Origin of the sequence: Butyricimonas hominis (assembly GCF_014287455.1) — a bacterium.
In the GTDB taxonomy this organism is placed as follows: domain Bacteria; phylum Bacteroidota; class Bacteroidia; order Bacteroidales; family Marinifilaceae; genus Butyricimonas; species Butyricimonas muris.
Window position 1 is genome coordinate 261,579 of the sequence record NZ_JACOOH010000003.1, and the last position, 13,038, is coordinate 274,616.

9 protein-coding genes are annotated in these 13,038 nt (G+C 45.6%); 3 read left to right on the forward strand and 6 right to left on the reverse strand.

The genetic code is table 11. The annotated features are described in order from the left end of the window. Positions 1-22: 22 nt before the first annotated feature. Both H8S64_RS07945 and H8S64_RS07950 read left to right on the forward strand, forming a co-directional pair. Positions 23-1,207, forward strand: coding sequence for a hypothetical protein (locus H8S64_RS07945; protein ID WP_186975658.1), 1,185 nt, complete (start codon positions 23-25; stop codon positions 1,205-1,207). After that, complete coding sequence (locus H8S64_RS07950) at positions 1,128-2,732, forward strand: OmpP1/FadL family transporter (protein WP_186975659.1); 1,605 nt, start codon at positions 1,128-1,130, stop codon at positions 2,730-2,732. The genes H8S64_RS07945 and H8S64_RS07950 overlap by 80 nt, the downstream gene beginning before the upstream one ends. Positions 2,733-2,803: 71 nt before the next feature. On the opposite strand, the gene H8S64_RS07955 is transcribed toward H8S64_RS07950, so the two are convergent. The 6 genes from H8S64_RS07955 to nfo all read right to left on the reverse strand — a co-directional run bounded on the left by H8S64_RS07955 (position 2,804) and on the right by nfo (position 11,002). Continuing rightward, positions 2,804-3,415 carry a porin family protein gene (locus tag H8S64_RS07955; protein ID WP_099292716.1) on the reverse strand — a complete coding sequence of 204 codons (612 nt, stop codon included), beginning with the start codon at positions 3,413-3,415 and terminating at the stop codon, positions 2,804-2,806. 90 nt (positions 3,416-3,505) lie between these two features. Continuing rightward, complete coding sequence (locus tag H8S64_RS07960) at positions 3,506-5,095, reverse strand: S41 family peptidase (RefSeq protein WP_186975660.1); 1,590 nt, start codon at positions 5,093-5,095, stop codon at positions 3,506-3,508. Positions 5,096-5,190: 95 nt separating this feature from the next. Beyond that, a complete protein-coding gene (locus tag H8S64_RS07965; RefSeq protein WP_186975661.1) occupies positions 5,191-5,679 on the reverse strand; it encodes a metallophosphoesterase family protein in 489 nt (162 codons plus the stop codon). Positions 5,680-5,778: 99 nt separating this feature from the next. Then, positions 5,779-8,853 carry an SbcC/MukB-like Walker B domain-containing protein gene (locus tag H8S64_RS07970; protein WP_186975662.1) on the reverse strand — a complete coding sequence of 1,025 codons (3,075 nt, stop codon included), beginning with the start codon at positions 8,851-8,853 and terminating at the stop codon, positions 5,779-5,781. Between the two features lie 89 nt (positions 8,854-8,942). Continuing rightward, complete coding sequence (locus H8S64_RS07975) at positions 8,943-10,160, reverse strand: exonuclease SbcCD subunit D (protein ID WP_186975663.1); 1,218 nt, start codon at positions 10,158-10,160, stop codon at positions 8,943-8,945. Continuing rightward, positions 10,157-11,002: a deoxyribonuclease IV gene (gene nfo, locus H8S64_RS07980; protein ID WP_186975664.1), complete on the reverse strand. Its 846-nt coding sequence runs from the start codon at positions 11,000-11,002 to the stop codon at positions 10,157-10,159. The genes H8S64_RS07975 and nfo overlap by 4 nt, the downstream gene beginning before the upstream one ends. A gap of 449 nt (positions 11,003-11,451) precedes the next feature. Here nfo and H8S64_RS07985 point away from each other — a divergent pair, with 449 nt between their 5' ends. Continuing rightward, positions 11,452-13,029 carry a peptide chain release factor 3 gene (locus H8S64_RS07985; RefSeq protein ID WP_186975665.1) on the forward strand — a complete coding sequence of 526 codons (1,578 nt, stop codon included), beginning with the start codon at positions 11,452-11,454 and terminating at the stop codon, positions 13,027-13,029. Positions 13,030-13,038: the final 9 nt, after the last annotated feature.

Here is a 13,038-nt window from a genome sequence, read left to right on the forward strand (position 1 = left end):
AGAAAGAAATAAATTTACAGCCATGAAGATAGCGTTATACATTTCAGCATTAGCAGTCATTTTCGGTGCCTGCTCTTCCTCGCAAAATTTCACACGAGCGCAGGAAGACGATATCTACTATGTTCCCGGGCAGCGTTCTCTTTTCGCGCAGGAAATCAAGAAGAAAACGGGCGTGGACATCGTAGCGGACAAGAACTCATCTTCCAAAGAGAATACAGCAAACGATAAAGTCTATCCTAAAGAACAAGACAACAGCGTGAATCCTAAATCTCACGCCATAGGAATGGCACGTTACGCTACTGAAAAACAAGTACAGAAAGAAGAAGAAAGAACGGGACAACCCGTGACAAGAATTGAAGTTTCGGAAGGCGACGGGTATTGGATCGGGGGCTTCAGAGGCTCCGATAACGACTTGGAAGAATGCGTGCGCATCATGAACCGTTACCCGGAAGGCTTTGCTTATTTCGGCAACGGGTATGAAATCGCCCAAAACCTGTCATTCAGCTCCGACTGGAACGTTTTCACGTTAAACGGTCGTTACTGGTGGTTCCCCAGCAACTCGAATATTTCATTATATAACGAAATGATCTTCGGTAATTACCCGAAATACATTTGGACAGTAGCATGGAACGATCCCCGTTTCGACAGTTTCGCGTGGAGCAACCGCGTGGCATTCGGTTGGGATCGTTGGGGATGGAGAGGTTCTTTCGGATGGGGTAACTCGTGGGGATGGGATCCTTATTGGAATAACTACGGGTATTATCACGGGTATTACGACCCTTGGGGTTGGAATTCATGGGGCCCAAATTACGGTTACTACCCGGGATGGGGTTATCCGCACTGGGGACATCGCCCGGGATGGGGACACCACGGACCGAACTGGGGACATCATCGTCCGGGTTGGGGTGGTGCAGTGGAAAGACCAACGGCTTCAACAACCCGTTACGCTCCTAAAAAACAGTACACGACAAATCGTAACGCCCGGTCATACAGCACGTACTCCCGCTCTTCGAGAAGTTCCGGCACAACCAGAAGCAGTAGCTTCGACCGCGGTAATTCAGGCTCAACCTACAATCCGTCATACAGTTCCGGAAGTTATTCCAGAGGCAATAGCAGCGGCGGATCATATGGTAGCAGTTCCAGTTCCCGCTCAAGCGGTGGCGGTAGCGGACCAGTTGAACGTACAAACACGGGCAGCAGAAGATAATTCTAAATTAATACTTTTGGATATGAAAATATTATATATACTCCCGGTTCTATTCCTCTTCACATTATCAGCTTCAGCACAAAACGAGGAAGATGCACTTAGATTCTCCAGAATAGTCCCATTCGGTTCCGCAAGGGTTACTGCAATGGGTGGAGCTTTCACAGCACTGGGTGGTAATTTAACAACCTTATCAATGAATCCCGCCGGTATAGGGGTGTTCCGTAAATCCGAGTTTAGCTTTACTCCGATGATGGATTTCGCCCATGCCAAAACAAAAGGAATTGATAACGAAAAAAACATGTTTATCATGAGTAATGCCGGATTGGTATTATCCTTTAGTCCTAATAATAGAATATTAAAGAATTTCAATGTCGGTTTCAACTACTCGACCTTGAATAACTTCAACAGGAATATTTTCCAAGGATATTACGAAACAGACGGTAATTCATCCTTAGCAAACGTGTGGAAAGAAGAAGCAGACGGAAAATCGCCTCAACAGTTGAACGATTTCACTACAGGATTAGCTTATGACGCTTATATGCTTTATTTAAGCAAAGAAGCTATCGAAAACAAGGATTATAATTACGAGAATCCCATTCGGGAAACAGATCAACTGCAGCACTATAAATACACGAGGGAACGAGGATTCCAAGGTGAATATGCCATATCGCTCGGTGGTAATCTCAGTGATAAATTCTATTTCGGGGCAACGCTCGGAATTCAATCCCTGCACTATAAATCATATTCAGTTTATACAGAAGAGATAATTGGAAAAGACATAACAAATAAACTGGAAAAATTCAGTATGTATCAAGATTTCACATCAAGCGGTACTGGATTAAATTTCAAAGCAGGATTTATATTCCGTCCGATTCCGGCTATTCGTATCGGTGCGGCAATTCACACCCCGACATACTATAATTTAGATGCATTTGCGCAAAATAATGTATCGGCTAAATTCTCTGAACTACCAGTAGAAGATGCAGAACCAAAGCCCGGCTTTGAATATGGATGGACTGCCTATACAGATTATTCATACAAGCTGAAAACCCCATGGCGGGTAATGGCAGGCGTAGCTATCGTTCTCGGGCAACGGGCAATCATTAGTGGTGATTACGAGTACGTGGACTACACGGCAGCAAAATTCACAAATGATGATGCAAAAAATGAATACTTAGAAACCAACAACGCAATCAAAGACATCTACAAAGCCACCCATAATTTTAGAGCAGGTGCCGAGTTTAGACTCAACAGTGTTTTCTGCCTCCGTGGCGGATACGCTCTTTCGGCTTCTCCTTATAAAAAGGGTGAAATGAATGAAGATAATGACATTCAAATATATTCAGGCGGTTTAGGGGTAAATCTCGGTTCATTCTATGCCGATGCCTCTTACATGCACAAGAAGTCTGACATCAACGGGTTGTTCTATTACTATGAAGCACCTTCCGGTGTAATTGAATCCCCGGAATTCAACACGAAATTCAAAAACAACGAATTCAGACTTACATTAGGTTTCCGGTTCTAAATAAAGAGTTGTAATATAATAAAAATGCCGTCGCAAAGATTGTGACGGCATTTTTATTATATTGTCAGTTCCTAGAACTTCCATCCGGCAGATAACTGGAATACACGGTTTTGGTTATTACCGTAAGTTTTATCCTTTTCAACCACGTTAGTCAATCCCAAATTGTAACGAGCCGATAAAACCAATCCCATATCGAAATCATAGGACAATCCCATTCCGAAACTCAAATCTACCGTATTCAAATGTTTTATAGTGGATTTCGTTTCAGTTCCTCCATGCTTTGTTTTATGCTTTCCATTCAAGGCAAATCCCAATTGCGGACCAAGATCAACACTCAAACCTTCCCACACGTAGAACTTCGCCAAAACGGGAATATTCAAATAATTCACCCTCATCCAATATTTAGTACCTCCCTCTTTCCCTTTATCACCTTGCCGGGAATAGATCAACTCGGTTTGCAAACCAAATAAATCATTGAACTTGAATTCGGCAAAAGCTCCCACAAGGAAACTCAATTTACTTTTATTCGGGCCATCACTTATACCGGCCACGTTGAATCCGAATTTCGGACCGAAATAAAATTCCGTACCGGTTATACCTTCGACTTTGCTCTTGAACGCGGTCTGAGCATGAACACTTCCTAACGTGACCATAGCGATCACCACTAATAAAAACTTTTTCATTCCATCAAATTTTAGATTATTCAATTACAATAGCTCACAATGTATTAACACTACGTAACAACTCTATCAAAAAACAGACCAAAACAATACTTATTTTATTGTATTATTATAAGTCCCATCCTGTAAAGTCTTTACAGCCGCGTTTAACACTTTGTTCTGCTCATTGGAAATCTTGTATAACTCTGTCATATTCCACAAATCCCGAGCAATCAAGGATTTCACGAATAATTTTATTTCCGGAATAACCGGAGTCAACAGTTTCTCGTCCTTTTTCACACCCTGTTTCTCCCCTTTCTGCACAATCTCGTTCACCATGGCGTCGGTCACTTGAAAATCCTTCTTGAACATCTCGAACTTCGGGTATTTTTTCTTCAAAGCATCCCGGTTCTTATCCACGTAATTCAAAGTAAATTCACCGATAACACCCTTCGCCAACAAACGATTGAAATAACTGTAATTCACGTTCGTGTCAATCGGCACGAACACGTCGGGAATAATACCACCCCCGCCATAAACCAAACGATGCTCCTTCTTCGTGTAGTATTTCGTGGAATCCGTCAATGCGATACTGTCGGCATTCAGCAACTCCCCGTTAGCGTAACGTTCATACAATTCTATCTGGTAATCTTTTCCCTTGTACGGTTTTTGGATACCCCGTCCGGACGGGGTAAAATAATGGGATATCGTAAGGCGAATAGCAGACTTGTCTGCCAAAGGGTATTGACGTTGCACCAATCCTTTACCGAAAGAACGGCGTCCGACAATTAACCCGCGGTCCCAGTCCTGCACGGCACCTGCCAAAATTTCACTGGCAGAAGCGGAGTTACCGTCAAGAAGCACGACAACCCGACCATCTTGGAATAATCCAGCGGGAGTAGAAAACTCTTCAGCCCTGCCATAAGCGGGACTATCCGTGTACACAATCATTTTTCGCCCGTCCAACAAGTGGTCGGCAAGACCGATAGCCGCCCCCATGTAACCGCCGCCGTTACCTTGCAAATCTATAATCAAATCTTTCATCCCTTCTGCCTGCAATTGCTTCACGGCCTTTTCAAACTCCTCGACAGTCGTGGCAGCGAAACGGGCAATCTTGATATACCCGATATTCTTGTCAATCATGTACGCAGCATCGACACTGTAAATCGGAATCATGTCCCGCACGATATTGAAATCAATCCATTCATTCCCTCTCTTCACCTTAACCTTCACCACGGTTCCCTTCTCCCCTTTCAAACGCTTCCTCACGTCCGTGTTACTGATACCGATTCCGGCTATATTCTCCCCGTCAACCTCCGTAATCCGGTCACCGGCGAGCAACCCGACCTTTTCAGAAGGTCCTCCCGCGACCACGTCAACCACGGTCAACGTATCATGAAGCACGTTAAACTGTATCCCTATACCGAAAAAACCTCCTTCCAAGGGTTCGTTCGCCTCTTCCAACTCCTCCCGGGGTATATACACGGAATGAGGGTCAAGGTCAGCCAACACTTTCACGATAGCATCCTCCGTGACCTTTTTCAAATTAACCGTATCCACGTAATATCCGGCTATCAATTGCATTAATTGTTGATACTTGATAGATTGTTCCCGCACGGCTTGCATATCCCGTTGTGCCGAAACACTTTGCCAACTCAAACAAGCGATTAACAGAGCAACCGCTGATAGTAAAACTCTTTTCATATAATATATATTTAGTATTCTCTCTTTTCTACGAGTAACATTTGCAAATGTAACACCTCGAAAGTATTAATTCTATTAACAGAGTCTTAAATTAATTATTTTTCCAACTCTATCAATTCCAGATTCTCAATCCGCTCCCCGTTAATTTCAAAACGCACGGCTGTTCGCACGGTATGGAAACCGAATTTCCCCGCCGCACCCGGATTGATATGCAAACAATCCAACAATTCATCATATTTCACTTTCGCGATATGCGAATGACCGCAAACAAATAATTTAGGTCGTTCCCGTCGTAAAACATCCGCCGCCTTCTTGTCATAATGACCGGGATATCCTCCGATATGAGTCATCACCACCTTCACCCCCTCGCATTGGAAAACCTCCGTCCCCGGAAACATTCTACGCGACAATTCCCCATCAATATTCCCGTACACGGCACGCAACTTAAACCGTTTCGCTAAAGCATCCGTCACCGCCACATCCCCGATATCCCCACAATGCCACACTTCATCACACGCTTTAAAGAACTCCACAATCTTCGGGTCTAACCACCCGTGGGTATCTGATAATAAACCGACTTTCATATTTTAGATTTATGATTTATAACTTTAGATTTATGATTCCAACGGCACTTGCCAAGGCTTTTTTAATCGCAAATCGCGAATCATAAATCACAAATTAATTTAATTGTCAATTATCACAACGCTTCCCCGTTCCGCCGTGTTCTCCACGAACACGCATACCGGTAATTCCTGCTGCATCTCTTCCACGTGAGAAATCAGACCGACAACCCGGTTCTCTTCCCGCAACGACTTGAGTGTTTCAAAAACGACACGCAAAGACTCTTTGTCAAGAGAACCGAACCCCTCATCCAAGAAAAAGAAATTCTGGTCACTCCCCGTCAAATGCCGGATATTATCGGTCAACGCCAACGCTAACGAAAGAGAAGCTTGAAATATCTGTCCCCCGGAAAGCGTGCGGGCGCTACGGGTTCGTCCCTCGTTCATGTAATCCCGGATCACGAAATCATTATCCTCGTCCAACTCCAACTTCAAACGCTGGCGAGTCATCCGATAAAAACGCTCGTTCGCCGCGTTACACAAATTCTGCAAATAAATCGACGACACGAATTTCACGAAATCATTCCCGCGGAACAAACTTTTCAACACCAGCAAATTCCGAAGCCTTGCGTCCAGAACATCCAACTCCTTCCCGATCTTCACCCGTGCCGCAGCACGGTTTTCCATATCTTTGACTTGATTTGCCAACGCACCATGTTCTGCCAACACTTCTCTCTCCCGTAGCCGGTACTCTTCCAGTTGACACACCAATGCCTCATGCTCCTCCACCCGATACTCCACCCCGGCAAGCAACTTCTCCAATTCCAATTTCCTTACCTGCACGACGTGCAATTGTTGATTAAATCGATTTATCCTACTTCGGCTGGCAGGTAAATCCAGTTTCTTGTCCAGAGTTCCACGCACCGCCGCTATATCTTTATAAACACTCTCCCTTAACAACGCATTCAATTTCTCTTCTCCACTCTTCTTTTCCTCTCGGAGCAACACGATTTCTTTCTCTTTTTCCTCCGCGCCGCCTTCCCACTTTCGATACTCGTTCTCCATAAGCTGCAATCGCTCGGTAGCCTCCCGGTAATCTTTTCCCAATTTTTCAAAAACAGTGAGGCACTTCTCTTTCTCCTCCTTCAAACTCTCCAGACCGGCTTCCATGTACACGGTCACGTCAAAGCCTTTCAACTGTTCCCGCAACAACTCCATCTGCGTTTCACGCTGCACCACTTCCCGGTCAATCTCCTCCAACCGTTTACTGTATTTTTCCAAATGACCTCTCTTCAATTCAATCTCCGACTCCGTCTGCTTCACCTCCGCCTCCAACTGTTTCCGTTCATTCCCTAAAGACGCCGCCCTGTCGATCTCTTCCTTAAGATGTCGCGCGTCATCCGGGGCGAAACCCTCCCATACAAAACGGGACAAATGCTCCTGCAATTTATGTTGTATTTCTTCTTGCTTTATCTTCGCCTGTACCTGTCTGTTCAAATTCAAGCGCTTTCGTTCACCCGCGATGGCTAAAACGGAACTCCACCGGTTCAATTCCTCCCGCTCGCGTTCCAACGCCTTGATTCTCTCCGCGGTCAAACGCATCACGCCCTCCATCTCCTCCGCGTGCAAAGGTGCGGGATGTGACAACGCACCACACAACGGGCAAGGTTCCCCCTCGCTCAATTCTTTGGCAAAATCGACTAAACGCTGACGAGTATTCAGATGCATCAATTCATCCCGACAACCCTTTAATTCCCGCTCTATCTGTTGGCTCCTTTTTTCAGATATTTCCAACAACTCTTCTGACGTATCGCTTTCCGCGTCAGCGAAGAAGGAATATTTTTGCTTATGGGACAGAACAACTTCCTTATCTTTCAACAGCTCATTTTCAACCTGCTTCAACTCCTCCCGCACCCGTGTTTCTTCTTCCCGCGAATGATGATACTGGCTATACCACTCCCGAATGTCAGACAATAACTTCATATCCGGGATAGACTGCACCAATTTCTCCAGTCTATCTTTCCGCTCCGCCAATTGACGTTTCAAAACCTCGACTTCCTCTCGTGTGGTAGCCACCATAGCCTCCCCTTTGGCATGCCGTTCCCGTAAATCCTTCTGTTCCACCGTCAAACTTCGCAAGCGAATCACCCCTTCCAACCGCTCCGCCCGCACTTTCAACTGATCCCGCTCCTCGTATCTCAACTTCAATTCATTATATTGTTCTTTAAAACAAGTCAACTCCTGTTGTTTGCCAACCAACCGTTCCCGATACCCGGACAAAGCTTTTTCAGATTCCGCCAAACGGCGGGAACTATCTTCCCAGCGATTGATCGGTTGTTGAAAATATTGCAAACAATACTCGTACTTCTCGACCTGTTTCAATAATTCGGCGATACTCTCTTTTTGTCCCAACAAACCTTTTTCCTCCTCTTCCCGAACACCCCGTTCCTCCACCAGCTGTTTCACTTTTTTCAATTGATTTTCCCGTTCCGTCCCCTCTTGCAACGCCTTTTTCAATCGTTCCGCATCTTCCCGCAATCCCACCAATCGTTTCTTGCTCTCTGCCAATGCATCCTCGCTAACCTCTCCCAATCCGGTCAACTGTCCTTTCAGATCAATCATTTTCTTGTTGGTTTCCCCCTCCAGATAAGCCACCTTACCGCCCAAATCATAACGGCGCAACTCCCCGAAAAGCTCCATCATCATCTCCGTGCGCTCCTTATCCCGAAGCATAAGAAAATCTTGAAACTTACCTTGAGGAATAATCACAACCCGCTTGAAATTTTGCGCGTTAAGCCCTATCGCCGCGATAACATCTTCCCGGGTACACGGCATCCATTCCCCGTCCTTCCGCGCGTGATATAAAAATTTCGGAACAGAGATATCGGTAAACCTTTTCTTGTTCCGCTTACTCTCGACCGTGGCTCTAAAATCCCGTCCCTGTTCGCCCGCCTTGAATTCAAAATCCACGAACAAGCGATCGGACTGAAGATTCATCAAATTATACTTCACCTCGTTGTTCAACCGATCGATCACCCCGTAAATCACGTAAATCATCGCCTCCAAAATCGTCGATTTCCCACTTCCCACCGGACCGAAAATACCGAACAACTTAGCCTCCGTCAGCCGATTGAATTCTATCGTCTGCGCTTCTCTATACGAATATATACCTTCTAATGTCAATCTAACCGGAACCATAATATAATTGAAAATTAAGAATTGAAAATTGAAAATGAGAACTCTTGATTTCGATTTGATAGCTTTTTATAATTTTCCATTTTCAACTTTCAATTTTCAATTGATAAAGTTTCTTTAAACAACGCCATAATCTCGTCATTCGGTTCCTGCCCTTTACGACGACGAAAATACTCGGCGAAAAGAGCGTTCACGTCAGAACGCAAATCATGTATCGACGCCACCCGTTCATCGGAAACCGACGCTTCTTTCACCTCCGGAATCAAACACACGATACCGTCATGCGCCTCGTGTATCGACTTCGTTTCAGCGGCAGTCAGGTAAGTATCGGTCGCTACCGTCAATTCCACCCACGCCTCGGGATGCCCCGCCAACCAAGCCACAGCCTGCTCCACCCCCTCGAAACGCACCCGCACCAACGGACGCCCGCTTGTCAAACGCCGCTTCTCGAAACGCACCTCTTGTCCCGGCTCCGCCTCCACGATCGTGACATATTTATTCTGCTCCGCCTCGCTAAAACTATATCCCAGAGGACTACCGCTGTACACCGCCGGACAAGGCACCGTGTCCACCACTTGCCAGCGATGCAAATGCCCCAACGCCGCATATTGTATCCCGTCGGGTATCAATGACGTGTACACCGCATCCGCCCCGCCGATATTAATCGGACGTTCATCCTCGGGTTCCTCCGGCATATCTCCCCCTTCCCGTGCCACGTAAAGATGCGTCACCAACAAATTCACTCCCGCGTTATCACAATACTTTGCGGCTAACACACCCCAATGCTCCCGAAGCACGGCACGCAATCCCTCCTCCTGCTCCTCGACTCCAAGAAATCGACACAAGCGTAGACTATTGGCATAAGGGGTATGCATCACCCGCAAAGGATACTCGTATCCCGGCAACCGAAATTCGGAAATTCCCTCTTCCGAACGCGATAACTCAATCCCCCCGTCCGTCACCGTGGAATTAAAATGAACCTTCGGGCTACCCACGAAAAAGATTCCATGCTGACGAGCCAACACGTCGGGCGAATCCACCCGATCGGGCGAATCATGATTTCCCGCAATAGCCACCACCAACCGCTTGCCACCGTTCGCCAAACGATGCAACGCGCGATACAACAATTCTATCGCCTCCACCGACGGATTAAACGTATCGAACAAATCCCCGGCAACAACAACAACATCCACGTTCTCCTCTTCCGTGATTCGCACAATTTCATCCATTACTTCTACCTGCTCCTGTATCCTTTCCCGCTCGTTCAAGCGTTTTCCCAAATGCCAGTCCGAAGTATGTAATATTTTCATTTTACAAATCCTTTCAACATCTTGATTTCCTCCGGCCATAACGATTCATCCGGTGTTTCCAGAATCAAAGGAATCCCGTCAAACCGCCCGTCTTGCATGATCCATTTGAACGGCTCGATACCTAACGTTCCCTTACCCAAACTATCGTGACGATCGACACGGGAACCCAACTCTTTCTTGGCATCGTTCAAGTGCATTCCCCGCAAATATTTAAACCCGATCACGTTATCGAAATGCTCGAATGTTTCCGTGAAACCGGAAGAAGTTGCCAAATCATACCCCGCCGCAAACGAGTGACAAGTATCAATACAAACCCCGACACGGGTTTTATCTTCCACCTTATCGATGATATAGGCAATCTGCTCGAACTTGTAGCCCAAGTTAGAACCTTGTCCTGCCGTATTCTCGATCACGGCAGTAACCCCGCGCGTCCGTTCCAATGCCATATTAATCGACTCCGCTATCAAGGTCAAGCAAGCCTCATCGCTAATCTCCTTCAACGTGCTTCCCGGGTGAAAATTCAACCTGTCCAAACCCAACTCCTCGCAACGCTTCATTTCATCGAAAAATGCCTCTCTGGACTTCTCCAAACTCACGGCTTCCGGATGCCCGAGATTAATCAAGTAACTGTCGTGCGGCAATATCTGTTTAGCCGTGTAACCATACTGCTCGCAACGTTCCCGAAACAGCCTTATACTATCTGCCGACAGGGGGGCAGCCTTCCATTGTCTTTGATTTTTCGTGAACAGGGCAAAAGCCGTTGCCCCAATCTCGTGCGCGTTAACCGGCGCGTTTTCAACTCCTCCCGATGCACTCACGTGTGCTCCTATATACTTTTCCATATCTTCCATTTTAGTTTTACAAAACTACGATTTTAAAAGACAAAAGTTAAATTCCACGACAAAAAGTTCGTCCCTTCAAGAGCACCCTATCTCTTCCCGAGACAAACGAGTGAATGCAAGTATCCTTTTTCTCCGGTATTTAAGTTAAAATAAGCCATATAAGATATACAAAATATAAATATCATTTGTAGTTGGTTTATATCATCTCCTATTCAACTCCCATTCAACTCCTATTCATACCCTATTCTAAAGGTAGAATAATAGAAAATTAATTGAAATTGAATAAAATTTGATAACTACGAGATACATTATATCAATACAAATAATAACAAGAAGATTATTGAACACGCCAGAAACTTACCTCATCTCCCCACGCACCCCGGGTATAAATTTAAAATTTATTTCTATCTTTGCACCCGCTAAAATAAAATCTAAAATCATCAAGACAAATGGGTTTCAAGGAAGAGATTTTGAAAAGACGGACATTCGGTATTGTCAGCCACCCGGACGCGGGTAAAACTACATTAACGGAAAAACTATTGTTATTCGGGGGTGCTATCCATATAGCGGGTGCCGTAAAATCAAACAAGATTAAGAAAACGGCAACTTCCGACTTCATGGAAATAGAACGCCAGAGAGGAATCTCGGTTGCCACATCCGTTATGGGTTTTGAATACAAAGACGTTAAAATCAATATTCTTGACACTCCCGGCCATCAAGATTTCGCCGAAGATACTTTCCGGGTACTGACGGCTTGCGACAGCGTAATTATCGTGATTGACTCCGCCAAAGGTGTCGAGAGCCAAACCCGCAAACTCATGCAAGTATGCCGGATGCGCAAAACCCCGGTCATCGTGTTCATCAACAAACTCGACCGCCCGGGACAGGACCCGTTCGACCTGTTGGATGAAATAGAAAAAGAACTTCAAATTCAGGTAACCCCTCTGAGCTGGCCTATCGGCAACGGAGACGTCTTCAAGGGTATATACAATATACACAAAGAAAACTTGTGCCTTTACTCCGCCAGCGTGCAGACCATACAAGACGGGATTGAAATTAACGATATAGATTCCGATGAACTGGATAGCCATATCGGTGAAAGATCAGCCTCCAAACTGCGTGAAGATTTGGAACTCGTGCGTGAAGTCTACCCCGCCGCAGACAGGGAAGCCTACCTGCAGGGGCAACTGGCACCCGTGTTTTTCGGTTCTGCCTTGAACAATTTCGGTATCCGGGAAATGCTGGATTGTTTTATCGAAATAGCACCTACACCCCTCCCGCGTGAAACAGAGGAACGTATCGTGTCGCCGGAAGAAGAGAAATTTACCGGTTTCGTCTTTAAAATACACGCCAACATGGACCCGAACCACCGTGACCGTATCGCTTTCGTGAAAGTTTGTTCCGGTACATTCAAACGTAACACGAATTACCTCCACGTGGGATTAGGTAAAAACCTTAAATTCTCGACTCCGACTGCATTCATGGCTTCCAAGAAATCTATTATCGACGAGGCTTATCCCGGTGACATCGTCGGGCTGCATGACACGGGAAACTTCAAAATCGGCGATACCCTCACGGAAGGAGAAAAACTACATTTCAAGGGAATACCCAGTTTCTCGCCGGAATTATTCAAGTATATCGAGAATGCAGATCCCATGAAATCAAAACAACTGGCAAAAGGCATCGACCAACTAATGGATGAAGGTGTCGCCCAGCTTTTTGTCAACCAGTTCAACAACCGGAAGATCATCGGAACAGTGGGTGCCCTTCAGTTTGAAGTCATCGAATATCGTTTGCTTCACGAGTATAGTGCGGCTTGTCGCTGGGAACCGATCAACCTCTACAAGGCTTGCTGGATTGAAGCATTGGACGACAAGGAACTGGAAGATTTCAAGCTTCATAAAGCACAGTATCTTGCCAAGGACAAATGGGGACGGGACGTGTTTCTTGCCGAATCGCAATACATGCTCCAAATGGCACAAAGCAATTATAAAAAGTTAATATTCCACTTTACCTCGGAATTTTAAAACAAGAAA

What these genes read in the sequence shown, in the direction of transcription:
- H8S64_RS07945 (WP_186975658.1), top strand. Translation starts at nt 23, where the DNA reads ATGAAGATAGCGTTATACATTTCAGCATTAGCAGTCATTTTCGGTGCC.
- H8S64_RS07950 (WP_186975659.1), top strand. Translation starts at nt 1,128, where the DNA reads ATGGTAGCAGTTCCAGTTCCCGCTCAAGCGGTGGCGGTAGCGGACCAG.
- H8S64_RS07955 (WP_099292716.1), bottom strand. Translation starts at nt 3,415, where the DNA reads ATGAAAAAGTTTTTATTAGTGGTGATCGCTATGGTCACGTTAGGAAGT.
- H8S64_RS07960 (WP_186975660.1), bottom strand. Translation starts at nt 5,095, where the DNA reads ATGAAAAGAGTTTTACTATCAGCGGTTGCTCTGTTAATCGCTTGTTTG.
- H8S64_RS07965 (WP_186975661.1), bottom strand. Translation starts at nt 5,679, where the DNA reads ATGAAAGTCGGTTTATTATCAGATACCCACGGGTGGTTAGACCCGAAG.
- H8S64_RS07970 (WP_186975662.1), bottom strand. Translation starts at nt 8,853, where the DNA reads ATGGTTCCGGTTAGATTGACATTAGAAGGTATATATTCGTATAGAGAA.
- H8S64_RS07975 (WP_186975663.1), bottom strand. Translation starts at nt 10,160, where the DNA reads ATGAAAATATTACATACTTCGGACTGGCATTTGGGAAAACGCTTGAAC.
- nfo (WP_186975664.1), bottom strand. Translation starts at nt 11,002, where the DNA reads ATGGAAAAGTATATAGGAGCACACGTGAGTGCATCGGGAGGAGTTGAA.
- H8S64_RS07985 (WP_186975665.1), top strand. Translation starts at nt 11,452, where the DNA reads ATGGGTTTCAAGGAAGAGATTTTGAAAAGACGGACATTCGGTATTGTC.